Consider the following 22555-nt stretch of genomic DNA (forward strand, 5'->3'; position numbering starts at 1 on the left):
GCAAAAACTCCCGCGGCATCGCCCCGACAGCGGGGATCGGCCGCGATGTAGGAACAAGGAAAGCCATATGTCCAGCGCCGTTCATGCCGACCGCCTCGCCCGCCTGCGCGCCGAGTTGAAGGCGCGCGGCCTCGACGGCTTCGTGGTGCCGATCAGCGACGAGCATATGAGCGAATATGTCGGCGCCTATGCGCAGCGGCTCGCGTGGCTTACCGGCTTCGGCGGCTCGGCGGGCACCGCGGCGGTGCTGCCCGCAAAGGCGGCGATCTTCGTCGACGGCCGCTATACGGTGCAGGTGCGCGACCAGGTCGACGGGACGCTCTACGACTATGTCGGGGTGCCGCAGTCGAGCGTTGCCGAATGGCTGGGCGCCAACGTCGGCGCCGGGCAGCGGATCGGCTATGACCCGTGGCTGCACGGCATCGACTGGGCGCGCGGGCTCGCGCATGCTCTCGCGGCCAAGGACGCCGAACTGGTCGCGGTCGACAGCAATCCGGTCGACGCGGTGTGGGACGAGCGGCCGGCGCCGAGCGCCGCGCCGGTCGCGGTCCACGACACCGCGCTCGCGGGGCAGTCGGCGGCCGACAAGCGCGCGATCATCGCCGACTGGCTGAAGGCGAAGGGACTCGACACGACGGTGATGACCGCGCTCGATTCGATCGCCTGGACCTTCAACATCCGCGGCACCGACGTCACCCATACGCCGGTCGGGCTGGCCTTCGCGCTGCTCCATGCCGACGCCACCGCCGACCTGTTCATCGCGCCCGAGAAGATCACCGAGGCGGTGCGCGCGCATCTGGGCAACAGCGTGCGCATCCACGACCGCGACGCTTTCGAGGCGGCGCTAGCCGAGCTGGCGGGCAAGAAGGTGGCGGTCGATCCCGACCGCGCGGTCGCGGCGATCTTCACCGCGCTCGAGGCGGCGGGGGCTCGGATCGAGCGCCACCGCGACCCGGCGGTGCTGCCCAAGGCGATCAAGAACGACACCGAGCTGGGCGGCACCCGCGCCGCGCATGTCCGCGACGGCGTCGCGGTCGCGCGCTTCCTGAAATGGATGGAGGCGCACGCGCCGCAGGGCGGGCTCGACGAACTGTCCGCTGCGGCGAAGCTGCGCGCCCTTCGCGAGGAGAGCGGCGCGCTGAAGGACCTGTCGTTTGATACCATCTCGGCCGCGGGGCCGAACGGCGCGCTGCCGCATTACAAGGTCGACGAGACGACCAATCGCGCGGTCGAGACCGGCACGCTCTACCTCGTCGATTCGGGCGGCCAATATGCCGACGGCACCACCGACATCACGCGCACGATCGCGATCGGCCGGCCGACCGCCGAGATGCGCCGCCGTTTCACCCAGGTGCTGAAGGGGCATATCGCGCTCGCCACCGCGCGCTTTCCCAAGGGCACGCGCGGCAGCCAGCTCGACATCCTCGCGCGGCAATATCTGTGGGCCGACGGGGTCGATTATGCGCACGGCACCGGGCACGGCGTCGGTGCCTATCTGGCGGTGCATGAGGGGCCGCAGCGCATCGCCAAGCCGTCGGGCGGGCAGGCGGGGACCGAGGAGCCGCTGCACGCCGGGATGATCCTGTCGAACGAGCCCGGCTATTACAAGGCGGGGCATTTCGGCATTCGCATCGAAAATCTGGTGATCGTCGTGCCGCAGGCGATCGCCGGCGCCGAAGAGGAAATGCTGGGATTCGAGACGATCACCTTCGCGCCGATTGCGCGCGATCTGGTCGAGGGCGCGCTGCTTTCGCCCGCCGAGGCCGACTGGCTCGACGCCTATCATGCGCAGGTGCTCGAAAAGCTGGCGCCCGGCATGGACGAGGCCGACCGCGCGTGGCTGGCCGCCGCCTGCGCGCCGATCGATCGCGGCGCCGCGGCGCTGGCCGCCTGAGGCCGCGATGGACCGCGACACCTGGGCCGTCCCGCTCGCCGATTTCCGCGTCCGCGAACGGGTGCGGGTGCGCTATAACGAGATCGACGGGCAGAACAGCGTCTTCAGCGCCATCTATCTCGTCTATGCCGACATCGGGGTGACCGAGTATTTCCGCGCGCTGGGCGAAGGCCAGCCGGGCCCCTATTTTCACCAATATGGTACAGATATCCGCGAAACGCATAGCGAGATCGATTATCATGCCCCGGCGCGGCTCGACGATCTGATCACCATCGCGGCGCGGATCAGCCGCTTCGAGCGGACCAGCTTCACGCTGCACTGCGCGATCGCGCGCGACGAAGAGCGGCTTGCCGATATCGAGATCAGCTATGCGCATCTCGACCTCGACAGCGGGCAGCCGACGCCGCTGCCGGGCAGCTTCATCGCCGAGGTCCGCCGGTTCGAGACGCGGACCCCGCTGCAAGATTAGCGGTTTTTCAAGTCTTTGGGATATATGCCGCCGGATTTTCCCGGCGCTTTCCGGGCGCGGCGGGGCGCGCGGCCGCGTCGTCCGATCCGGCCGTCGCGGGCAATTCGGCACGGACGAAAAAAAAGGGCCGCCCGAGGGCGACCCTTGAAAGTTTTTGGGAGAGGATGCCTAAAAGGCAAGTGTGATATTGCACTGCACAATGATTTGTGCAACTGCGAAAAGAGCATTTATTGTTGCATTTTTTGCAATCGTTCGTGCCGGGGCTTTTGCGGCGCGCATTAGTCCTGCCCCCTCGCAAATCGAGGCGATATCGCCTAGATTGGGACGATGGGAATGTTCAACAATTGGGATGTCGGCGGCGGGCTCGGCGATTTCTGGGCCTATATCCGCGAACCGCGCCCGCATCGCTGGACGATGTGGGGGGTCGCGATCGCGCTGACCTGGGTGATCTTTCACGGCGTCTCGCAATATCTGATCCCCTATGAGAAGCCCGAGCGGCAGATCATCTATTTCGAGAACTGGCAGGCCGATCGCAGCGAGGCGGATATCCGCGCCGACTGGGTCGCGCGCGCCAAGGAAACGACGCGCGAGAATGCCCGGCGCCGCGCCGAATATCAGAAGCTCGCCGACCTGTTGGGGGTCGATTATGATTCGAGCGAGGCCGACAAGCTGACGCGCGAGACGCTCGGCCAGGAAGCCGACGAGCTGGCGAAGAAGCCCGCGCCGACGCGCTCGACGCTCGCCGAACGCGCGGCGCGCGGGCCGAAACCCGCGACGGCGCCCCGGCAACCCTAGCCGCCGATGCCGCCCGCCCCGACCGATGCCGACTGGATGGCGGCCGCCGTCGCGCTGTCGCAGCGCGGCCGGCCGACGGCGGCGCCCAATCCCAATGTCGGGTGCCTGATCGTGCAGCGCGGCCGGGTCGTCGCGCGCGGCTGGACGCAGCCCGGCGGGCGGCCGCATGCCGAGGCGATGGCGCTGGCCGCGGCGGGTGACGCGGCGCGCGGCGCGACCGCTTACGTCAGCCTCGAACCCTGCGCGCACGCCAGTCCGCGCGGCCCCTGCTGCACCGACGCGCTGATCGCCGCCGGGGTCGCGCGCGTCGTCGTGGCGGCAATTGACCCCGACCCGCGCACCGACGGGCAGGGCACCGCACGGCTGCGCGCCGCGGGGATCGCGGTCGGGACCGGCGTGCTCGCCGACGCGGCGCGCGCCGCGATGGCGCCGTGGTGGACGCGGCAGACGCGCGGGGCGCCGTTCGTGACGCTGAAGCTCGCGACCTCGCTCGACGGCTGCATCGCGCTCGCCGACGGGTCGAGCCGCTGGATCACCGGGGAGCGCGCGCGCGCGCACGGTCATCTGGAGCGCGCGCGGCACGAAGCGATTCTGGTCGGGCGTGGGACGCTGCTGGCCGACGCGCCGCGCCTCGACGTGCGCTTGCCGGGTCTGGAAGCGCGGAGCCCGAAGAAGCTGCTGCTGACGCGCGGCGGGACGGCGCCCGAAGGCTGGACGGCGGTCGCTTCGCCCGAATCGGTTGCGGGCGTCGATTCGCTGCTCGTCGAGGGCGGCGCGCGCGCGGCCTCCGCCTTCCTCGCTGCCGACCGCGTCGACCGGCTGCTGCTCTATCGCGCGCCGATCCTGATCGGCGGCGGCAAGGCGGCGCTCGGCGACATCGGTCTCGCCGATCTGGCGGCGGCGCACGGGCGCTGGAGCCTTGTGGACAGCCGCCTGCTTGGCAGCGACCGGCTCGACGTCTACGAGCGCATCAGGAAGGAATGACCGCGCCATGTTCACAGGACTCATCACCGATATCGGCACCATCCGCAGCCGCGAGGACCGCGGCGACGCGCGGCTGGTCATCGGCACCGCCTATGATGTGAGCGGGATCGATCTTGGCGCGTCGATCGCCTGTTCGGGCGCGTGCCTGACCGTGGTGGACAAGGGCGTGGATGACGGCGGCAACGGCCCCGGTGGCTGGTTCGCGGTCGACGCCAGCGCCGAAACGCTGGCTTGCACCGCGCCGGGCATGTGGGACGCGGGCCGCCGCCTGAACCTCGAACGCGCGCTCAAGGTTGGCGACGAGCTGGGCGGGCATATCGTCACCGGCCATGTCGATGCGGTCGGGCGGATCGTATCGGTCGAGCCGGTCGGCGACAGCGTCAAGGTGACGGTGGAGGCGCCCGCGTCGCTGGCGCCGCATATCGCGCCCAAGGGCTCGATCACCCTCGACGGCGTGTCGCTGACGGTCAATGAGGTGACCGATCAGGCGGACGGGACCGCGCATTTCACGCTCAACATCATCCCGCACACGCAGGAGATGACGACGCTCGACGAGGCGGCGGCGGGGCGGCCGGTGAACCTCGAGATCGACATCCTCGCGCGCTACCTTGCGCGGATGCAGGCGCGGGGATGAACGCGGGTTTCCGATAAATCTCACGCAAAGGCGCGAAGGCGCAAAGAAGAGCTGCGCCGACGGCTTCGCTTTCGGATAATCTCACACAAAGACACAAAGAGGGCGTGCGCCGCTGCGTTGTACGTTCCTGGGCAAGAGGCAGCTCATTGGAGATTGGCCGGACAAAGTCCGGCCGTTCAATGATCAAGGGCGACGCCACGGCTATGCCCGCCCTCTTTGTGTCTTTGTGCGAGATTCTTCTTTTTTTGCGCCTTCGCGCCTTTGCGTGAGATTATCCGGGTACCGCCCTCACCTCTCGACCCACCCCGCCGCCAGTTCGGGGTCCGCCATGATCATCGAGCGGCGCATTGCGAGGCGACCGATGCGCAGCAGTTCGGCCTTGCGGCGCGCCGGGGCGAGCGTGCAGCGCGCGGCTTCGCGCACCACCGCCGCGCCGTAGCGGTCGGCGACGATCAGCCCGGAGGTTTCGGGGCGATAGGCCGCGGTGTCGAGGATCGCGGGGTCGAGCCCCGCGGCGAGCGCCCAGTAGAAATGGTCGCACCAGTCGCAATAGTCGGGCCATTTGCCGTCGCCGTGCAGGTCGGCGCGGCTGACCTTGATCTCGACGATGGTGATATGCCCGCGCGCGTCGATCGCGGTGAGGTCGGTGCGGCGGCCGTTGGGCAGCGGCACCTCCGGAATCGCGACCAGCCCTGCCTGCGCGAACAGCCGGCAGACGCCGCGTGCGACGTCGGGAGCGGTCAGGGGCGGTGCGAATTCGAGGCCCGCCATGGCGAAGCCTGCTTTCCTCTATAGTCGATCAGAACGGAACATCGTCGTCGAGGTCGTCGTCGAAGGGCGGACGTCCGCCACCGCCGCCACCGCCGCCCGATCCGCCGCCGCCCTGGTTCCAGCCGCCGCCGCCGGAAGAACCGCCGCCGCCGCCCTCTCCCCAGCTGTCGCCCGAACCCGATCCGCCGCCGCCGCCCCAGTCACCGCCGCCGCGCGATCCGCCGCCGCCGGGGGCGCCGTCGAGCATCGTCAGCGCGCCGCCCATGCCGGCGATCACCACCTCGGTCGTATAGCGGTCGTTGCCGTCGCGGTCCTGCCACTTGCGGGTGCGCAGCGACCCCTCGACATAGACCTTGCTGCCCTTCTTCAGATAGCGCTCGACGACGCCGACCAGCCCGTCGCCGTTGATGACGACATTGTGCCATTCGGTGCGCTCCTTGCGCTCGCCGGTCATCCGATCCTTCCAGCTTTCGGAGGTGGCGATGCGGATATTAGCGATCCGGCCGCCGTTCTGGAACGACTTGATTTCGGGATCGGCGCCCAGATTGCCGATCAGGATAACCTTGTTGACGCTGCCTGCCATCGCCGCTCCGCTCCGCTTTCCAAGTTGGGGGATCAGCCGAGTCCGAAGGCGACGGCCGTCCAATAAGTGATACCAGCAGCGGCATAGGCGAGCGCGAACAAATAGCCAACCATGAACAGCGGCCATTTCCACCCGTTGGTCTCTCGCCGCGTGATCGCGATGGTCGAGATGCACTGCGGCGCGAAGACGAACCAGGCGAGGAAGGCGAGCGCGGTGGCGAGGCTCCAGCGCCCCTGGAGGCGCTCGCCGAGCGACTGGGCGACGGCTTCCTCGTCGTCGTCGGCGTCGATCGCATTGGCGGTCGCCATCGCCGATACCGCGACCTCGCGCGCCGCCATCGCCGGGATCAGCGCGAGCGCGATGTCGTGGTTGAAGCCGATCGGCCGCACCGCGACCTCCAGCCCGCTGGCGATGCGGCCCGCGATGCTGTAGTCGACCTGGCGCACGTCGCTGTCCGCCGGGGCCTGCGGAAAGGTGAGCAGCAGCCACAGCACGACGGTGGTCATCGCGATGATCGTCCCGGCACGGCGCAGGAAGATCCACGCGCGCTGCCACAGCCCGATCGCGACGTCGCGCAGCCGCGGCCATTGATAGCGCGGCATCTCCATCATGAAGCCCGCCGCGCTGCCGCGCACGACGGTGCGGCGCAGCACGAAGGCGACGACGAGCGCGCCGACGATCCCCGCGACATAGAGGCCGAACAGCACCAGCCCCTGCATCCCGATCGGCGTCCCCGCGACGCCGCGGTTGGGGATGAAGACGCCGATGATCAGCGTGTAGACGGGCAGGCGCGCCGAACAGGTCATCAGCGGCGCGATGAGGATCGTCGTCAGCCGGTCCTTCTCGTCCGAGATCGACCGCGTCGCCATGATTCCGGGCACCGCGCAGGCGAAGCTCGACAGCAGCGGGATGAAACCGCGCCCCGACAGGCCGACCTTCGCCATCAGCCCGTCCATCAGGAAGGCGGCGCGGGTCATGTAGCCCGACGCCTCGAGCAGCAGGATGAAGAGGAAGAGGATCAGGATCTGCGGCAGGAAGACGACGACCGCGCCGACGCCCGCGAGCAGCCCCTCGACGATCAGTCCGCGCACGAAGCCGTCGGGAAGCGCGGCGGTCACCGCGCCCTGCAGGGCGGCGATGCCGTCCTCGATCCAGCCGATCGGCGCTTCGGACCAGGCATAGACCGCCTGGAACATCACGAACATCAGCGCGAGCAGGATCAGGAAGCCCGCGACCGGGTGGAGGATGATCGCATCGATGCGCTGCGTCCAGCGGCGCACCGGCGTTTCGGCGAGGATCGCGGCGCGCGCGAGCGCGCGGGCGCGCTGGTGGAGCGCGGCGTCGGAAGGCGCTGCGGCCGGCGGCCGCGGCTCGTCCTGCGCGCGGCTCGCCTGCACCGCGGCATCGACCGCGGCGAGCAGCTCGGCGATCCCGCGCCGCCGCACCGCGACGGTCGGCACCACCGGCACGCCCAGCTCGCGCGCCAGCCGGTCGGGATCGAGTGTCAGCCCGTCGCGCTCGGCAAGGTCGACCATGTTGAGCGCGATCACCGTCGGCAGGCCGAGCGCGATCAGTTCGAGCGCGAAGCAGAGATGATTGTCGAGATTGGCGGCGTCGACGACGACGATCAGCGCGTCGGGACGCGTCTCGCCCGCCTGGCGGCCGAGCACGACGTCGCGCGTCACCGCCTCGTCGGGGCTGGACGGGGTCAGGCTGTAGCTGCCCGGCAGGTCGACCAGCGCCAGCGGCCGGCCGTCGGCGAAGCTGGCGTGGCCCGCCTTGCGCTCGACGGTGACGCCGGGATAGTTGGCGATCTTCTGCCGCGCGCCGGTCAGCGCGTTGAACAGGCTCGACTTGCCGGCATTGGGATTGCCGACCAGCGCGACGGTGGGGAGCGGGCCGGTCATGGCGTCGTCGGTTCGACCTCGATCGCCGCGGCCTGCTTGCCGCGGATGATGACCTTCATCCGCCCGATGGTCAGCGCGAGCGGTTCGCGCGAGAACAGGCTGCCGCGGTGCATCGGTACCACCTCGCAGCCCTCCATCAGCCCGAATTCGCGCAGCCGGCGTCCTTCGTCGTGCGTCATCGACGTCCAGTCGATGCGCGCGATGCGCACCGTGGTGCCGAGCGGAGAGGAATCGAGCTTCGCAAGCATTGCGAGCGATTATCAATAACCCCGGGGGAAGGCCAGCCCTTTGTTGGGTGCGGTCAGCGCCCCGGATAGCGCAGGCGGCCGACGAAGCGGGCGAGGCTCGGGCGTTCGGTGCGGCGTGCGGCGCGGCGGTGCTTCCAGCCCTCGAAGCGCATCACCTGATCGATACGGCGCGCAAGGAAGGCGCGCGTGTCGGCGAAATCCTCGCTCTCGTCGTTCAGCGCCACCGCCATCGTCGCGGCATAGACGCCCGCCAGGATCGTGCGCTTGCTGTAATGGTTGAAATCGGTCGCGGTGTCGCCCGCCAGCCGCCACATCAGGTCGGCGGCACGCCAGCCGAGTCGGGCCGCGAAGCGCGCGTTGGTCGGCAGCGCGAGCAGCGCCAGCGCGCGGCGCAGCGATTCGCGATCCGGCGCGATCAGCGCGAGGCGCGTTTCGACGAGCGTCGTGATCCGCTGACGGATCTTGAGCGTCGCCAGCGCCTCGGGCGGGCAGCGTTCGGCCATCGCGGCGTCGATCGTGGCGAACCAGGCGTCGACCATGTCGCGGCCGCCGCCGGGAAAGGCGAGCCGCGCCACGTCCGGATCGACGCCCGCGCGCGCCGCGGCATCGGCGAGCGCGGCGTCGCCGAAGCCGTCGAACGCGGCGTTGCGTGCGATCAGCGGAGCGAGCGCGGCGCGAATCTCGTCGAGCGTCGGGTCGGCGGGCAGGGCGGCGGACGGGGACTGGACCATGACCATCAGATAGGCGCCATGCGGCGGCTCGGCAACCGAATCAGCACGAGCGCGGCGCCGACGAGCATGCCGCCGAACAGGTCGATCGGCCCCAGCCGCTCGCCGAACATCAGCCAGCCGGCGAGCGCCGCCACCGCGGGCTGGACGAGCAGGGTCAGCCCGATCACCAGCGGCGTGAAGCGCGGCAGCGACCAGATCATCAGGCCCTGTCCGACGATCTGGCTGGTCAGCGCGAGCAGGATCAGCGGCGTCCAGTCGCCCGGCATCACCGGCTCGCCGAGCACGAGCGCGACCGCGAGGAGCAACGGCACGCACACCGCCGACGCGATGGTGAGCGCGGTCCACGGCTCCAGCGTGCCGCGCACCTGCTTCATCAGGATGACGTAGCCGGTGTAGAGCATTCCGGCGAGCAGGCTGAGCAGGTCGCCGGCGAGATAGGCGGGCGACAGCTCGTAGCTCTGCCCCATCAGCAGCGCCGAGCCGGCGAAGGCGAGCAGGATCGCCAGCGCCTGCCAGCCGCGCGGCAGCTCGCGGGTCAGGAAAATGCCCCACAGGACGAGCAGCAGGCTCGCGCAATTGCCGAACAGCGTCGCGTTGGCGATCTTGGTCTGGAGAATGCCGACATGCCAGGCGGCGAGGTCGAGCGCGAAGAAGATGCCCGCCGCGGCGGCGACCATGACGGCGGGGCGGGGCGGGAGCCGCCCGCCGGTCTCGCGCCACGCGAAAAGCAGCAGCAGCGGCAGCGCGAGCGTCATCCGCCAGAAGGCCGAGGCGGTGGGGCCGACGTCGTCGGCGAGCCGCACCAGCATCGCGCCGAGCGACAGCGCGATATTGCCGCCGAGCAGCGCGGCGAAGGCCCAGCGGTTCGCCCGCGCTTTCGCCTGCCCGCTGCCGTCGCCGCTGTCCATCTTCGCTGTCATTTAGATTTTCTTTTGCTACCTAGCATTGTGCCGGCACCGGAGCGTCCATAGCTTCGCTGCCCATAGCGGCGGCCATCGGGGCCGTCGCGCAGAAAGTGGATAGTGGAGGAATCATGCCCGCAACGCTGTTCGATCCGATCAAGCTGGGCGCCATCGCGGCGCCGAACCGCATCGTCATGGCGCCGCTGACGCGCGGCCGCGCCGGCCCCGGCTTCGTGCCGAACGAGCTGGCCGTCGAATATTATCGCCAGCGCGCCTCGGCGGGGCTGATTATCTCCGAAGCGACGGGAATCTCGCAGGAAGGTCTCGGCTGGCCGTCGGCGCCGGGGTTGTGGACCGACGCGCAGGTCGAGGGCTGGAAGCCGGTGACCGAGGCGGTGCATGCCGCGGGCGGGCGCATCGTCGCGCAGCTCTGGCACATGGGCCGCGTCGTCCATTCGGTGTTCAACGACGGCCGCCCGCCGGTGTCGGCCTCGGCCACCACCGCGCCGGGCAAGGCGCACACGCCGGTCGGACGGCGCGAATATGAGGAGGCGCGGCCGCTGCGCCTCGACGAGATTCCGCGGCTGATCGACGATTATGCGAAGGCGGCGGAGAATGCGAGGAAAGCCGGGTTCGACGGGGTCCAGCTCCACGCCGCCAACGGCTATCTGATCGACCAGTTCCTGCGCGACGGGACCAATTTGCGCGACGACGCCTATGGCGGCCCGGTCGAGAACCGCATCCGCCTGCTCGGCGAGGTCACCGCGGCGCTGATCGGGGTGTGGGGCGCCGATCGCGTCGGCGTGCGCCTGTCGCCCAACGGCGATTCGCAGGGCGTCGACGACAGCGCGCCCGAGCGGCTGTTCCCGGCGGCGGCGGCGGCGCTCGACGCGCTCGGCATCGCTTTCCTCGAACTGCGCGAGCCGGGCCCCGACGGCACCTTCGGCCGCACCGACGTGCCCAAGCAGTCGCCCGCGATCCGCAAGGTCTTTGCCGGGCCGCTGATCCTCAACAGCGACTATGACGTCGACCAGGCGAAGGCGGCGCTGGAAAGCGGCGTCGCCGACGCGATCAGCTTCGGCCGCCCCTTCATCGCCAACCCCGACCTCGTCGAGCGCATCCGCACCGGCGCCGCATGGGCGCCCGACAATATGCAGACCTGGTATTCGCCGGGGCCGGAGGGCTATATCGACTATCCGGCGCTGGTTGCGGCCTGACCCGGAAAGGCGCGTCGCCCCTGCGAAAGCAGGGGCGACGTGGGGGTCAATCGCGCGCGGCGACCGCCCTGTCGACGATCCCGGCACCGATCGGACCCAGTATCTGCCCGCCGAAGCGGAAGAGCAGGAAGGCGCCGGCGAAGGCGACCAGCGGCGCGATGAACAGCGCGGCGATGGCGACGACCAGCAGGACGAGGGCCAGCGTCGTGAAGCCGCTCGACAGCGTCTGCCGGCCCCTGGGGCCGAGCGCGATCGTGCGCGGACCCTTCGCGTCCCACCATTTGCCGGTGACGATCGTCTTGCGGCCGCTTGCGGCAACGGCGGCGGGTCGTGACGCGCGGGCGGGAGCGGCCGGAGCGGTGGGCCTTGTGTCGCGATTCGTCCACGGCTGCTTGCGATTCGCCTTGGCTGCGACCGCGCGATCGGCCGCGGGGCGTGCGGGCGGCGGGGGCGCTTCGGGGATTTTGGCAGGCGCCGGGATTTCGGGGACGGCGCGCGCGGCGGGGCGGATCGGCTCGTTGCCCATCCGCCGGTCGTGCTCGGCCATCCGCTCGGCGGCGGTCGGCGGCGTCCGGCCGGTGTCGCGGTCGAGCACCACCAGCCGCCCGCCGCGCTCGACGATCGCGTAGCGGCTGGGGGGCGGCCGGTCAGCCAATGCCGAATTTTTCCTTCAGGTCGAGCATCGCCAGCGCGGCCTTCGCCGCCCCGCCGCCCTTGTCCCCCCGCGTCCGGTCGGCGCGCGCCAGCGCCTGCGCCTCGTCCTCGACGGTCAGGATGCCGTTGCCGATCGCCAGCCCGTCGAGGGTCAGCGCCATCAGCCCGCGCGCGCTTTCGTTCGACACCACCTCGAAATGATAGGTCTCGCCGCGGATGATGACGCCGAGCGCGACATAGGCGTCGAAGCGTCCGGTCTCCGCGCCCAGCGCGATGGCGGCGGGCACCTCGAGCGCGCCGGGGACGGTCACCGTCTCGTGGCTGTGTCCCGCCGCCTCGACCGCGCGGCGCGCGCCGTCGAGCAGCATGTCGTTGAGATGCGAATAGAAGCGCGCTTCGACGATCAGGACATGCGCCATCAGGCCGCCTCCCCCGGGATCGCGCGCTCGCCGACGATCGACAGGCCATAGCCTTCCAGCCCGACGATATTGGTGTGCGACGGGGTGAGCAGCTCCATCGCATGGACGCCGAGGTCGGCGAGAATCTGCGCGCCGATGCCATAGGTGCGCAGGTCCATGCCGCCGGCGGGCGGCGGGCTGGCATCGGCGGCGGCCGAGCCGGGCAGCGGGCGCATCAGCATCACGATGACGCCGGCGCCGGCCGCGCCGATCGCCTCCATCGAGCGCTGCAGGCGGCGCTTGCGCGGCCCCGGCCGGCCCATGATGTCGTCGAAGATCGACACCGGATGCATCCGCACCAGCGTGACCGCCTCGGGATCGACGACGCCCTTCTGCAGCACGAGGTTCACCGACCCGTCGATCTTGTTGCGATAGGATTTGAGCCGCCAGTCGCCGCCGTAATCCGATTCGAAGGGTTCGTCGGACACGCATTCGACCAGCCGGTCGTTGCGGTGGCGATAGGCGATCAGGTCGGCGATCGTCCCGATCTTGAGCCCGTGGCGCCGCGCGAAGGGGATCAGGTCGTCGAGCCGCGCCATCGTCCCGTCGTCGTTCATGATCTCGCAGATCACGCCCGAGGGGTTGAGCCCGGCGAGGCGGCTGATGTCGACCGCGGCCTCGGTATGGCCGGCGCGCACCAGCACGCCGCCGTCGCGCGCGATCAGCGGAAAGACATGGCCCGGGGTGACGATGTCGTCGCGGCCCTTGCCCGCGTCGATCGCGACCGAGACGGTGCGCGCGCGGTCGCCCGCCGAAATGCCGGTGGTGACCCCCTCGCGCGCCTCGATCGAGGTGGTGAAGGCGGTTTCGTGGCGGGTGCCGTTGTTGCGGCTCATCAGTTCGAGGCCGAGCTGTTCGACGCGCTCGCGGGTCAGCGTCAGGCAGACGAGCCCGCGCCCGTGGGTGGCCATGAAGTTGATCGCGTCGGGGGTCGCCATCTGCGCCGGGATGACGAGGTCGCCCTCATTCTCGCGGTCCTCGTCGTCGACGAGGATGAACATGCGGCCGTTGCGCGCCTCCGCGATGATCTCCTCGGGCGTCGCCATCGGCGACAGGTCGCTGCCGTGCGTCAGCCAGCTTTCGAGCTTGCGCAGCGTTTCGGCGGTGGGGTTCCAGCCGGGCGATTCGAGGTCGCGCAGACTGTTGGCATGAAGACCGGCGGCGCGCGCAAGCCCCGAGCGGGACATGCTGCCGTCATCGACGATGGCGCGGATGCGCTCGATGAGTTGCGTGGACATGGAGGGCAGTTTTCACACTGTGGTGTGAATGTCAATGCGGATATCACATTGATACTGCATTGTCGGGTTTTGGAGGGCGTGCGAATGCTTCTCCTCACCCCGGATCAAGTCGGGGCCATGCCCCTCAGGCCAGCGCCCCGGCGAAAGCCGGGGTCCAGATGGCGTAGCGCTGCCCTGCGTGGACCCCGGCTTTCGCCGGGGAACGACACCGTGCTGGAAGAAGTGCGAGGCAGGGAAAGCCCCGCAGCCGGCCGGGTCACTTCGGCCCGAAGACCGGCCCGATGTCGCGCATCGGCGCGTCGGGCTTGGCGTCGAGCAGCGTGAGGAGCTGGCCGCTGCGGTCGTCGCGCTTCGCATAGTCGCGCGCCGACATGCCAGCGATATGGTCGGCCTTGTCGGGGTTGGCGCCGCGCCGGACGAGCAGGCGGACCATCGCGCTGTTCTTTGCCTGCACCGCCAGGATCAGCGCGGTTTCGCCGCGGCGGTTGGTCTGGTCGACCGGCGCGTTCCGGTTCAGCAGTTCGTCCGCGCCGTCGGTGAAGTCGAGCAGCGCGCTGTGCATCAGCGGCGTCACCCCCTGCCGGTCGGCGATCGCCGGGTCGGCGCCCTTGCCGAGCAGGAAGCGCAGCCAGGTCGCGTCGCGGCGCTTGACGACGATCGCCAGCGCGGTTTCCCCCGTGTCGGGGTTGCGCGCGTTGATCAGCGTCGAATCGTCCTTCAACGCGTCGGTCGCCTTGTTGCCGTCGCGATTCTCGACCGCTTGCAGAAAGGCATAGCCGCCGCGGAACTGCGCCTGCGCGCCCGGAACGGCAAGCGTCCCCAGCGTCGCCGCGATCAGCAGGGTGGAAGCGAAGCGAAAGGACGCGCGCCTGGACATGATCGAAGAACCCCCGAACAGGATCGTCGTCCCCCCAGCGACGACAAAGGTTGATTTTCGGCGTCTAGCCCCGCAAGGCTGGCCCGATGATGAACGGCCTGAATATCGCCCGAAGCCTGCTCCGCGCAAGCCTGATGCTCGTCTTTTGCACCGCGCTCGCCGCGTGCGGCGGCCCGGCCAAGGCGCCCGAGGCGCAGCCGCCGCTCGCCGGGGCGCGGATCGGCGGCCCCTTCACGCTGACCGACCAGGACGGCCGCACGGTGCGCGATAGCGATTTCGCGGGGAAATACCGCATCGTCTATTTCGGCTACAGCTATTGTCCCGACATCTGCCCGGTCGATTTGCAGAAGCTGATGCGCGGGCTGGCGCAGTTCGAAAAGGCCGACCCCGCGCGGGGCGCGAAGGTGCAGCCGCTGTTCGTCACCGTCGACCCGGCGCGCGACACGCCCGCGGCGCTGAAGCCTTTCGTCGCGCGCTATCACCCGCGCCTGCTCGGCCTCACCGGCACTCCCGAACAGATTGCGGCGGTCGCGAAGGACTATGCCGTCGTTTACAACAAGGTCGCGGGATCGGCGCCCGACCGCTACCTGATGGCGCACAGCCAGATCGCCTTCCTGATGGACCCCGACGACAAGCCGCTCGCGATGCTGCCGCTCGACGACCCGTCGACCGATGGCGACGAGGGCGCGCCGGCCGAGGTCGCCGCCGAGCTGGCGAAATGGGTGAAGTAACGCCCGCGCGCCGCTTCTGGGAGGCGCCGCTCGCCAGCCTCGACGCCGGCGAGTGGGAGGCGCTGTGCGACGGCTGCGGCAAATGCTGCCTCCACAAGCTGGAGGACGAGGACACGGGCCGCATCTATCCGACCAATGTCGCGTGCCGCCTGCTCGACCTGACGACCGCGCGGTGCGGCGACTATCGGCACCGCCGCCGCCACGTCCCCGACTGCCTGACGCTGACCAAGGCCAAGGTCGCCGAGATCGAATGGCTGCCGCAAAGCTGCGCCTACCGACTGCGCGCCGAGGGGCGGCCGCTGCCCGACTGGCACTATCTGGTGTGCGGCGACCGCGACGCGGTGCACCGCGCGGGCGAATCGATCGTCGGCTGGACGGTCGGTGAGGATTTCGCCGGGCCGCTGGAGAACCATCTTGTGGAACGCGTCGTCTGATCGCGCGGCGGAGGCGCCGCAGATCCGGATCGGCGACGAGGTCTGGCCGGTGCGGCTGGTCCACCATGCCCGCGCGCGGCGCTATCGCCTCGTCCTCGACGCCGCGCGCGCCGAACTGCGGCTGACGCTGCCGCGCCGCGGGAACAGCGCCAAGGCGCTGCGCTGGGCGAGCGAGCAGCAGGACTGGCTCGCCGAACAGGTCGGCAAGGCGGCGGCGCCGGTGACGGTCGGACCCGACACGCTGCTGCCCTTGTTCGGGGTCGAGCGGCGCATCCTCTGGTCGGTCTCCGCGCCGCGCGCGGTGCGGCTGGCGGACGATGCCCTGCATGTCGGCGGTCCGGCCGCCGGGGTGGGGCGACGGGTCGAGCGCTGGCTGAAGGTCGAGGCGCTGGCGCTGATGGAGCGCGAAAGCCGCGCGATCGCGGCGGCGGCGGGGCTGCGCGTCGGCCGCGTCGGGGTCGGCGACCCGCGCAGCCGCTGGGGAAGCTGCACCGCCGCGGGCGACCTGCGCTATAGCTGGCGGCTGATCCTGGCGCCCGACCATGTCCGCCGCGCCACCGTCGCGCACGAGGTCGCGCACCTCGCGCACATGGACCACGGCCCCGCGTTCCACGCGCTCGTCGCGGCGCTGCACGACGGCGACGTCGCCGCCGCGCGCGCCTGGCTGCGCCGCGAAGGGCGCGGGCTGCACCGCTATCGTTTCGGCTGACCGGAGCGGCCGACGCCCGATCTGGATTGCCGCGCGGTTTCGCCGCTCGTGGGGACGTCCTTGCCGAACGTCACCCCGTCCGGTCGCCCTCGCCGTTCGGCGGGCGCGCCGGGGTTTTGGGCAGGGGGACGATGATCTTCGGGGCGGCGGCCGGCGGGGCCTTGAGCTGCGGCACGGCCCTGGGCGCCGCGCCGGGGTCGGCGGGCGGGCGGCGGCCGGTCTGCTCCTCGATCCACTGCTGGTTCAGCACCGGGCCGTCGGCGGGCGGGGGCGGCGGCGCGGCGGCGCCTTCTTCGGGCGGCGGGCCGAGCGCGGGCAGTTCGATCGGCATGCCGTTCTCGTCGACCAGCGCGCCGTCCTCCTCGGGGGCGCCGAAATAGGCTTCGCCATCCTCTTCGAGCTGCCATTCGGGCAGCTTGACCTCGGTATCGAAGGGCTCGATCGGGCGCTTGGCGACCGCGACGCGCATGAAGTCGGCGAAGGCGCGCGCCGGCGCGCGGCCGCCCTGCAGCCCGCCGACCGGCTTCGCATCGTCGCGGCCCATCCACACGCCGGTGGTGATGCCGCTCGAAAAGCCGAGGAACCAGCCGTCCTTGTTGCTCGACGTCGTGCCGGTCTTGCCCGCGACCGGGCGCCCGATCTGCGCCGCCTTGCCGGTGCCGGTGTTGACCGCGGTCTGGAGCAGGTCGGTGATGCCGGCGGCGACCCAGTGATCGACCAGCACCTGCCCGCGCTCGGCGGGGCGCTGATAGAGCAGGCGGCCGTCGGCGGTGGTCACCCGCGTGATGCCATAGGGCTGCACCGACACGCCGCCGCGTGCGACCGCGGCGAAGGCGGCGGTCATGTCGATCACGCGCACTTCCGCGCTGCCCAGCACCATCGACGGATGGGTGTTGATCGGGGTGGTGATGCCCAGCCGGCGCGCCATGTTGGCGACCGACGAAAAGCCGATCTCGTCGCCCAGCTTCGCGGCGACGGTGTTCACCGAATAGGCGAAGGCGGTGCGCAGGCTCATCGGTCCGGCGAAGCGCCCCGACGAGTTGCGCGGGCTCCAGCCGTTGATCGTCACCGGCTCGTCGACGACCTGGTCGTCGACCTTGTAGCCCGCCTCGAGCGCGGCCATGTAGACGAACAGCTTCCACGCCGACCCCGGCTGGCGCACCGCCTGCGTCGCGCGGTTGTAGTTGGAGGTGACGTAATCGGTGCCGCCGACCATCGCGCGCACCGCGCCGTCGCGGTCGAGCGCGACGAGCGCGCCCTGCACGCCGCCGGGGGCGTTGGCCTGGATCGCCGCGGTCGCCGCGCGCTGCATGCCGAGGTCGATCGTCGTGTAGACGTCGAGCGGCTCGTTGCCCTCGTCGATCAGCATGTCGAGCTGCGGCAGCGCCCAGTCGGTGAAATAGCGCGCGCTGTTCTGTCCCGTCTCCTGCGCGAGCTGGACGTTGGCGGGCTCGGCGCCGGCGGCCTGCGAGCGGGTGATGAAGCCCGCGTCGACCATCGTTTCGAGCACGACGCCGGCGCGGCCCAGCGCCGCCTGCGCGTCGGCGGTCGGCGAATAGCGCGACGGCGCCTTGACCAGCCCCGCGATCACCGCCGCCTCCGACAGCGACATCTGGGTCGCGCTATGCCCGAAGAAGCGGCGCGACGCGGCGTCGACGCCATAGCTGCCGCCGCCGAAATAGACCTTGTTCAGATAGAGTTCGAGCAGCTCGTCCTTCGAGAATTTCCATTCGAGCGCGAGCGCGAGCACCATCTCGCGCCCCTTGCGCGTCCAAGTGTAGCTGTTCGACAGGAAGATGTTGCGCGCCAGCTGCTGGGTGATCGTCGAGGCGCCCTGCATGCGCCGCCCGGTGCCGTGGGTGCGCACCGCGAACACCGCCGCGCGGGTCATCCCGACCGGGTCGAGGCCGGGGTGATAGCGAAAGCGGCGGTCCTCGACCGCGACCATCGCATCCTGCATCACCTGCGGCACCTCGCGCAGCGTCAGCCAGCGCCCGTAGTTCGGCCCGAGCGAGAAGAAGACGGTGCCGTCGGCGGCGTGGATGCGCACCGTCTGGCCGGCGGGCGATTTCTTGAGCGCCTCGAAGCTGGGCATCCGCTGCACCGCGAGCCCGACCGCGACCGCCAGTGCGACCGCGCCGACGAAGGCGAGCGCCAGCCCCCAGCGGACGGCGCGGCGCAGCCACAGCCGCCAGCGCGGCAGCGCCGCCGCGCCCGAGCGGGGCGTTTTGCCCGAAGACGAGGATTTTCCCGACGAAGCCGGCTGTCGTTCGCGGCGCAAAGTCCGTGTTCCTTCCCTCGCTGCGCCCTGTCAGTCACAGCCCGTTGACGTCGGCCCCTTGGGCGCGAGGGATGTAGGGTCCTGACCCTGGTCAGCCCGCGCCGGTCTCCGCCTCATCCCGTCCGCGCTCGGCGAAGTCAAGCGCCGCGCTGTTGATGCAATAGCGCAGGCCCGCCGGGCCGGGGCCGTCGGGAAAGACATGGCCGAGATGGCCTTCGCACGCGGCGCAGCGCACCTCGATCCGCGTCATGCCGTGGCGCGTATCGCGATGCTCGCTGACCGCGCCCTCGTTTGCGGGGGCGGTGTAGCTCGGCCAGCCCGAGCCGCTGTCATATTTGGTGCGGCTGTCGAACAGCGGCGCGCCGCAGCCGGCGCAACGATAGATGCCGTCGCCCTTGAAATCATTGTATTTGCCGGTGAAGGCGCGCTCGGTGCCGCTTTCGCGCAGCACATGATGCGCCATCGGGTCGAGGGCGGTTCGGTTGTCGGTCATCGGGGCTCTCCTTGCGGGTGCGCGCGGCGGGGCGGCGCGGCCTTCCGCTCGCATATATCGGCCCGCCGCCGCCGCGTCGCAAGGGGGCGGGCGGAGGCTGCCCCCCTTTGCGACGGGGCGGCTTTACGCGCACTTAACCATGATCGTGGCAGGGTGGGGGCGTGAGATGGCCCCTCGCCCTCGTTCCGATCCTGGCTTTCGCGGCGGCGCCGGCGGCGGCGCAATGCCTGCTGTGCGCGCCCGGCGCCGCAGCCGGGGCCGCGCCGCGAATCGGGCCCACCGCGGAAACGCCGCTGCGCGTCGAGATCGAGACGCAGCTCGACATGGGCCGCGTCGCGGTCGGCGCCGCGGGCGGCGAGGTCGAGATCGACCCCGTATCGGGCGCGCGGCGGCTGCGCGGTGCGCTCTTCGATCTCGGGGGTTTCGCGCTGTCGGGGGTGGTGTCGGTGCGCGGCGAGCCGGGCGCGGCGGTGCGCGTCGTGCTGCCGGCGGTGGTCGACCTCGAAAGCGACAGCGGGCGCGCGGCGCGCGTCACCGGGCTCGTCACCGACCTGCCGCCGGCGCCGCGGCTCGGCCCCGACGGCCGGCTGCGTTTCCGCTTCGGTGGCCGCCTGCAGGTCGCGGGGCTCGACGACGGCGATTATCGCGGCCGCATCCCGGTGACGGTCGAATATCAATAGTGGGTCCGCACCCCAGGCCGATGCGGACCCGCCGTTGCGCGCGTCAGGCCGAGGCTTCGAGTTCGACCGAGCGGAGATAGGGCTTCAATGTCTTGAATCCCTGCGGAAAGCGCTGCTTCGCGTCCGCGTCGGACAGCTTCGGCGAGATGATGACCGCATCGCCGGGGTTCCAGTTGACCGGGGTCGCCACCGGCTGCGCGTCGGTGAGCTGGAGGCTGTCGATCGCCCGCAATATCTCCGCGAAATTGCGGCCCGAGCTGGGCGGATAGGTCAGGATCAGCCGGATCTTCTTGTTCGGGTCGACGACGAACACCGAGCGCACCGTATAGGTCGGGTCCGAATCGGGATGGATCATCTCGTAGAGCGCCGAGACCTTGCCGTCGAAATCGGCGAGCAGCGGATAGTCGAGCTTCTGCCCCTGCGTTTCCTCGATGTCCTTCGCCCAGCCGAAATGCGAGTCGAGCGGATCGACCGACAGGCCGATCGTCTTGACCCCGCGCTTGTCCCACTCGCCGCGCAGCCGCGCGACCTCACCCAGCTCGGTGGTGCAGATCGGCGTATAATCCTTGGGGTGGCTGAACAGCAGCCCCCACGAGTCGCCGAGCCATTCGTGGAAGCGAATGGTCCCCGCGGTGCTTTCCTGTTCAAAATCGGGTGCGGCCTGTCCCAGCAAAATCGACATGTCAGCTCTCCTTGGCAATGGCGGCGACCATCGCAGAAGGCAGCAGGCGACCGAACCTAGATATTGTTGGGCGGCGCAAATCAAATATTGAATCCCGTGATGACTGCAGGATCGGAGCATTAAACAGAAAATATATTGAACATCATCATAAAAATTTTTGCTGCTTATTGAAGCGGTAAAGAATCCTTTGGCCGATCCCAACTTATTATCGCCGCGGATTCCCAACATTTCCTTTGCCAGTTTTCCGCCCGCCGTGCGATCTGCGCCGCCATTGCGCTCGCCTCGCTGCCGCGCCGCATACGAGTGGGCAGCCGGAGGCGAAGCGCCTCCCTATCGTCGAAGGGTCGAGAGAGATGACGGCTGAAATCATGACGGCACCGCAGCATGCCCCTGCCCTGCTGACGGGCGAGCAGGCCGGGCTGGTCGAGGCGCTGGGCGCGACGCTGACCGCCGAGCAGGCGCGCTGGGCGAGCGGCTATTTCGCGGGGCTGGCGCTGGGACTGGCGCGCGGCGGCGGTGCGGCGCCGCTGACGCCGTCGGCCCCCGCTGCGCCGCGCCCGGCGGCGCGCACGCTCGCCATCCTCTATGGCACCGAGACCGGCAACGGCGCCGAACTGGCGAAGAGCCTCGCCGCCGCGGCGACCGCGCAGGGTCTCGCTCCGGTGCTGTCGGACATGGCCGACTACAAGCCGCGCCGGCTGAAGGACGAGCAGGACCTGCTGATCGTCGTCGCCACCCATGGCGAGGGCGACCCGCCGCAGCCGGCGGCCGATTTCTTCGATTTCGTCGAGAGCCGCAAGGCGCCGCCGCTGCCCGATCTGCGCTATGCCGTCCTCGCGCTCGGCGACATGAGCTATGAGCAGTTCTGCGGCGCCGGCAAGCGGATCGACGCGCGGCTGGAGGCGCTGGGGGCGCAGCGACTGCGTCCGCGCGTCGACTGCGACGTCGATTTCGACGAGCCCGCGGCCGAATGGAGCGTCGACATATTGGCGCTGCTCGCCGCCGAACAGGCCGAAGCGGTGCCCGCGGTGCCGGCCGCGCCGGCCGGTGCGGCGCCCGCGTCCGCCCCGGATGCCGGCCACGACAAGCGCAATCCCTTTCCGGCGACGGTGATCGAGAAGATCCGCCTGTCGGGGCGCGGGTCGAGCAAGGAGACCCAGCATGTCGAGCTGTCGCTCGCGGGATCGGGGCTCAGCTATCAGCCCGGCGACGCGCTGGGGTTCGTCGCGCGCAACGACCCGGCGGCGGTCGAGGCGCTGCTGACCGCGCTCGACCTGTCGGGCAGCGCGCCGCTGACCCTCAAGGGCAAGGCGACGACGCTGGAAGAGGCGCTGGCGACGTCGCTTGAGGTGACGACCGCGACGCTGCGTTTCCTCGACCATTGGGGCGCGCTGACCGGAACGGGCGACGTGTTCGCGGCGATGGACAGCGGCGAGCGCGCGGCCTTCCTCCACGCCAACCATATCGTCGACATCGTCCGCGCCTTTCCGCTGAAAGGCGTCGATCCGCAGCGCTTCGCCGATGGGCTGCGACCGCTCCAGCCGCGGCTCTATTCGATCGCGTCCAGCCTCGCCGCCTGCCCCGACGAGGCGCATATCACCGTTGCGCCGGTGCGCTATGCGCTGCACGACCAGCCGCGGTCGGGGGTTGCCTCCGGCCAGATCGCCGACCGCGTGGAAATCGACTCGGTGGTTCCCGTCTATATCCAGGCCAATCCGCATTTCCGCCTGCCGCCCGAGGGACGGCCGATCATCATGATCGGCGCCGGCACCGGCGTTGCCCCCTATCGCGCCTTCCTGCAGGAGCGCGAGGCGCGCGGTGGCGGCCGGGCGTGGCTGTTTTTCGGCGAGCGTCATTTCCGCAGCGACTTCCTCTACCAGACCGAATGGCAGCAATGGCTGGCCGACGGCACGCTGACACGGATGGACGTCGCCTTCTCGCGCGACGGCGCGCAAAAGCTCTACGTCCAGCACCGCCTCCGCGAGCAGGCGCGCGACGTCCATGCCTGGCTGGAGGAGGGCGCGCACCTGTATGTCTGCGGCGACGCGGCGCGGCTCGCGCCCGACGTCCACGCCGCGCTGGTCGCGCTGATCGCCGAACAGGCGAGCGTCCAGATCGAGGATGCCGAGGAGTATCTGCGCGATCTGCAGCGCGACGGCCGCTACCAGCGCGACATTTATTGA

Annotated in this window: 24 protein-coding genes; 11 read left to right on the forward strand and 13 right to left on the reverse strand. The window is 70.2% G+C overall.

What is annotated here, in order from left to right; genetic code table 11:
- The first annotated feature begins 67 nt into the window (after window positions 1-67).
- From SGRAN_RS01820 to SGRAN_RS01840, 5 genes are all read left to right on the forward strand, one after another.
- A complete protein-coding gene (locus tag SGRAN_RS01820; RefSeq protein ID WP_067180237.1) occupies window positions 68-1894 on the forward strand; it encodes an aminopeptidase P family protein in 1827 nt (608 codons plus the stop codon).
- A gap of 7 nt (window positions 1895-1901) precedes the next feature.
- A complete protein-coding gene (locus SGRAN_RS01825; protein ID WP_067180240.1) occupies window positions 1902-2363 on the forward strand; it encodes an acyl-CoA thioesterase in 462 nt (153 codons plus the stop codon).
- A 333-nt stretch (window positions 2364-2696) separates the two neighbouring features.
- Entirely contained in the window at window positions 2697-3158 is a 462-nt protein-coding gene (locus SGRAN_RS01830) for a hypothetical protein (RefSeq protein WP_082737037.1), read from the forward strand.
- Between the two features lie 36 nt (window positions 3159-3194).
- Complete coding sequence (gene ribD / locus SGRAN_RS01835) at window positions 3195-4142, forward strand: bifunctional diaminohydroxyphosphoribosylaminopyrimidine deaminase/5-amino-6-(5-phosphoribosylamino)uracil reductase RibD (RefSeq protein ID WP_067186809.1); 948 nt, start codon at window positions 3195-3197, stop codon at window positions 4140-4142.
- Between the two features lie 7 nt (window positions 4143-4149).
- On the forward strand, window positions 4150-4776 hold the full coding sequence (locus SGRAN_RS01840) for a riboflavin synthase (RefSeq protein ID WP_067180245.1): 627 nt from the start codon (window positions 4150-4152) through the stop codon (window positions 4774-4776).
- 288 nt (window positions 4777-5064) lie between these two features.
- Here the strand turns inward: SGRAN_RS01840 and SGRAN_RS01845 are convergent, their stop codons facing one another.
- The 6 genes from SGRAN_RS01845 to SGRAN_RS01870 are packed head-to-tail and all read right to left on the reverse strand — an operon-like array spanning window position 5065 to window position 9936.
- Window positions 5065-5547 carry an MmcB family DNA repair protein gene (locus SGRAN_RS01845; protein WP_067180247.1) on the reverse strand — a complete coding sequence of 161 codons (483 nt, stop codon included), beginning with the start codon at window positions 5545-5547 and terminating at the stop codon, window positions 5065-5067.
- 28 nt (window positions 5548-5575) lie between these two features.
- Complete coding sequence (ssb, locus tag SGRAN_RS01850; protein ID WP_067180250.1) at window positions 5576-6130, reverse strand: single-stranded DNA-binding protein; 555 nt, start codon at window positions 6128-6130, stop codon at window positions 5576-5578.
- Window positions 6131-6162: 32 nt separating this feature from the next.
- Window positions 6163-8037, reverse strand: a complete 1875-nt coding sequence (gene feoB, locus SGRAN_RS01855; protein ID WP_067180253.1) for a ferrous iron transporter B — start codon at window positions 8035-8037, stop codon at window positions 6163-6165.
- A complete protein-coding gene (locus SGRAN_RS01860; RefSeq protein WP_067180255.1) occupies window positions 8034-8285 on the reverse strand; it encodes a FeoA family protein in 252 nt (83 codons plus the stop codon). The genes feoB and SGRAN_RS01860 overlap by 4 nt, the downstream gene beginning before the upstream one ends.
- 53 nt (window positions 8286-8338) lie before the next feature.
- Complete coding sequence (locus tag SGRAN_RS01865; protein ID WP_082737038.1) at window positions 8339-9022, reverse strand: COQ9 family protein; 684 nt, start codon at window positions 9020-9022, stop codon at window positions 8339-8341.
- A complete protein-coding gene (locus SGRAN_RS01870) occupies window positions 9022-9936 on the reverse strand; it encodes a DMT family transporter (protein ID WP_082737039.1) in 915 nt (304 codons plus the stop codon). The genes SGRAN_RS01865 and SGRAN_RS01870 overlap by 1 nt, the downstream gene beginning before the upstream one ends.
- Window positions 9937-10049: 113 nt before the next feature.
- Between SGRAN_RS01870 and SGRAN_RS01875 the strand changes: the two genes are divergently transcribed.
- On the forward strand, window positions 10050-11135 hold the full coding sequence (locus SGRAN_RS01875; protein ID WP_067180260.1) for an alkene reductase: 1086 nt from the start codon (window positions 10050-10052) through the stop codon (window positions 11133-11135).
- A gap of 46 nt (window positions 11136-11181) precedes the next feature.
- On the opposite strand, the gene SGRAN_RS01880 is transcribed toward SGRAN_RS01875, so the two are convergent.
- The 4 genes from SGRAN_RS01880 to SGRAN_RS01895 all read right to left on the reverse strand — a co-directional run bounded on the left by SGRAN_RS01880 (window position 11182) and on the right by SGRAN_RS01895 (window position 14362).
- Window positions 11182-11790, reverse strand: coding sequence for a hypothetical protein (locus SGRAN_RS01880; protein WP_067180263.1), 609 nt, complete (start codon window positions 11788-11790; stop codon window positions 11182-11184).
- Entirely contained in the window at window positions 11783-12208 is a 426-nt protein-coding gene (gene ribH, locus SGRAN_RS01885) for a 6,7-dimethyl-8-ribityllumazine synthase (RefSeq protein ID WP_067180264.1), read from the reverse strand. Before ribH ends, SGRAN_RS01880 begins: the two co-directional genes overlap by 8 nt.
- The gene (gene ribB / locus SGRAN_RS01890) at window positions 12208-13485 is read right to left on the reverse strand and encodes a 3,4-dihydroxy-2-butanone-4-phosphate synthase (RefSeq protein ID WP_067180267.1); all 1278 of its coding nucleotides are present in this window, start codon (window positions 13483-13485) and stop codon (window positions 12208-12210) included. The genes ribH and ribB overlap by 1 nt, the downstream gene beginning before the upstream one ends.
- A gap of 256 nt (window positions 13486-13741) precedes the next feature.
- Window positions 13742-14362, reverse strand: a complete 621-nt coding sequence (locus SGRAN_RS01895; protein WP_067180269.1) for an ankyrin repeat domain-containing protein — start codon at window positions 14360-14362, stop codon at window positions 13742-13744.
- 86 nt (window positions 14363-14448) lie between these two features.
- Between SGRAN_RS01895 and SGRAN_RS01900 the strand changes: the two genes are divergently transcribed.
- The 3 genes from SGRAN_RS01900 to SGRAN_RS01910 are packed head-to-tail and all read left to right on the forward strand — an operon-like array spanning window position 14449 to window position 16236.
- Window positions 14449-15093: an SCO family protein gene (locus SGRAN_RS01900; protein WP_210434190.1), complete on the forward strand. Its 645-nt coding sequence runs from the start codon at window positions 14449-14451 to the stop codon at window positions 15091-15093.
- Window positions 15081-15527: a YcgN family cysteine cluster protein gene (locus SGRAN_RS01905; RefSeq protein ID WP_067180271.1), complete on the forward strand. Its 447-nt coding sequence runs from the start codon at window positions 15081-15083 to the stop codon at window positions 15525-15527. The genes SGRAN_RS01900 and SGRAN_RS01905 overlap by 13 nt, the downstream gene beginning before the upstream one ends.
- Window positions 15508-16236, forward strand: a complete 729-nt coding sequence (locus SGRAN_RS01910) for a M48 family metallopeptidase (RefSeq protein WP_237233688.1) — start codon at window positions 15508-15510, stop codon at window positions 16234-16236. The genes SGRAN_RS01905 and SGRAN_RS01910 overlap by 20 nt, the downstream gene beginning before the upstream one ends.
- Window positions 16237-16306: 70 nt before the next feature.
- Here the strand turns inward: SGRAN_RS01910 and SGRAN_RS01915 are convergent, their stop codons facing one another.
- Both SGRAN_RS01915 and msrB read right to left on the reverse strand, forming a co-directional pair.
- Complete coding sequence (locus SGRAN_RS01915; protein ID WP_067180274.1) at window positions 16307-18517, reverse strand: transglycosylase domain-containing protein; 2211 nt, start codon at window positions 18515-18517, stop codon at window positions 16307-16309.
- A 91-nt stretch (window positions 18518-18608) separates the two neighbouring features.
- Window positions 18609-19010, reverse strand: coding sequence for a peptide-methionine (R)-S-oxide reductase MsrB (gene msrB / locus SGRAN_RS01920; RefSeq protein ID WP_067111696.1), 402 nt, complete (start codon window positions 19008-19010; stop codon window positions 18609-18611).
- Window positions 19011-19171: 161 nt separating this feature from the next.
- Here msrB and SGRAN_RS01925 point away from each other — a divergent pair, with 161 nt between their 5' ends.
- Window positions 19172-19690, forward strand: coding sequence for a DUF4402 domain-containing protein (locus tag SGRAN_RS01925; RefSeq protein WP_067180275.1), 519 nt, complete (start codon window positions 19172-19174; stop codon window positions 19688-19690).
- A 43-nt stretch (window positions 19691-19733) separates the two neighbouring features.
- Here SGRAN_RS01925 and SGRAN_RS01930 read toward each other — a convergent pair whose 3' ends face one another.
- Complete coding sequence (locus tag SGRAN_RS01930; protein WP_067180278.1) at window positions 19734-20372, reverse strand: peroxiredoxin; 639 nt, start codon at window positions 20370-20372, stop codon at window positions 19734-19736.
- Window positions 20373-20725: 353 nt separating this feature from the next.
- On the opposite strand from SGRAN_RS01930, the gene SGRAN_RS01935 reads away from it, so the two are divergent.
- Complete coding sequence (locus SGRAN_RS01935) at window positions 20726-22555, forward strand: assimilatory sulfite reductase (NADPH) flavoprotein subunit (protein WP_237233692.1); 1830 nt, start codon at window positions 20726-20728, stop codon at window positions 22553-22555.

Source organism: Sphingopyxis granuli, from assembly GCF_001559015.1.
GTDB classification, from domain to species: domain Bacteria; phylum Pseudomonadota; class Alphaproteobacteria; order Sphingomonadales; family Sphingomonadaceae; genus Sphingopyxis; species Sphingopyxis granuli.

Excerpts from the sequence above, each read along its gene's own strand:
- SGRAN_RS01935 (WP_237233692.1), top strand. The coding sequence starts at position 20,726 with ATGACGGCTGAAATCATGACGGCACCGCAGCATGCCCCTGCCCTGCTG.
- msrB (WP_067111696.1), bottom strand. The coding sequence starts at position 19,010 with ATGACCGACAACCGAACCGCCCTCGACCCGATGGCGCATCATGTGCTG.
- SGRAN_RS01930 (WP_067180278.1), bottom strand. The coding sequence starts at position 20,372 with ATGTCGATTTTGCTGGGACAGGCCGCACCCGATTTTGAACAGGAAAGC.
- SGRAN_RS01845 (WP_067180247.1), bottom strand. The coding sequence starts at position 5,547 with ATGGCGGGCCTCGAATTCGCACCGCCCCTGACCGCTCCCGACGTCGCA.
- ribB (WP_067180267.1), bottom strand. The coding sequence starts at position 13,485 with ATGTCCACGCAACTCATCGAGCGCATCCGCGCCATCGTCGATGACGGC.
- SGRAN_RS01865 (WP_082737038.1), bottom strand. The coding sequence starts at position 9,022 with ATGGTCATGGTCCAGTCCCCGTCCGCCGCCCTGCCCGCCGACCCGACG.
- SGRAN_RS01830 (WP_082737037.1), top strand. The coding sequence starts at position 2,697 with ATGTTCAACAATTGGGATGTCGGCGGCGGGCTCGGCGATTTCTGGGCC.
- SGRAN_RS01875 (WP_067180260.1), top strand. The coding sequence starts at position 10,050 with ATGCCCGCAACGCTGTTCGATCCGATCAAGCTGGGCGCCATCGCGGCG.
- SGRAN_RS01840 (WP_067180245.1), top strand. The coding sequence starts at position 4,150 with ATGTTCACAGGACTCATCACCGATATCGGCACCATCCGCAGCCGCGAG.
- ribD (WP_067186809.1), top strand. The coding sequence starts at position 3,195 with ATGGCGGCCGCCGTCGCGCTGTCGCAGCGCGGCCGGCCGACGGCGGCG.
- ribH (WP_067180264.1), bottom strand. The coding sequence starts at position 12,208 with ATGGCGCATGTCCTGATCGTCGAAGCGCGCTTCTATTCGCATCTCAAC.
- SGRAN_RS01820 (WP_067180237.1), top strand. The coding sequence starts at position 68 with ATGTCCAGCGCCGTTCATGCCGACCGCCTCGCCCGCCTGCGCGCCGAG.
- SGRAN_RS01905 (WP_067180271.1), top strand. The coding sequence starts at position 15,081 with ATGGGTGAAGTAACGCCCGCGCGCCGCTTCTGGGAGGCGCCGCTCGCC.
- SGRAN_RS01900 (WP_210434190.1), top strand. The coding sequence starts at position 14,449 with ATGATGAACGGCCTGAATATCGCCCGAAGCCTGCTCCGCGCAAGCCTG.
- feoB (WP_067180253.1), bottom strand. The coding sequence starts at position 8,037 with ATGACCGGCCCGCTCCCCACCGTCGCGCTGGTCGGCAATCCCAATGCC.
- SGRAN_RS01860 (WP_067180255.1), bottom strand. The coding sequence starts at position 8,285 with ATGCTTGCGAAGCTCGATTCCTCTCCGCTCGGCACCACGGTGCGCATC.
- SGRAN_RS01895 (WP_067180269.1), bottom strand. The coding sequence starts at position 14,362 with ATGTCCAGGCGCGCGTCCTTTCGCTTCGCTTCCACCCTGCTGATCGCG.
- SGRAN_RS01825 (WP_067180240.1), top strand. The coding sequence starts at position 1,902 with ATGGACCGCGACACCTGGGCCGTCCCGCTCGCCGATTTCCGCGTCCGC.
- SGRAN_RS01870 (WP_082737039.1), bottom strand. The coding sequence starts at position 9,936 with ATGACAGCGAAGATGGACAGCGGCGACGGCAGCGGGCAGGCGAAAGCG.
- ssb (WP_067180250.1), bottom strand. The coding sequence starts at position 6,130 with ATGGCAGGCAGCGTCAACAAGGTTATCCTGATCGGCAATCTGGGCGCC.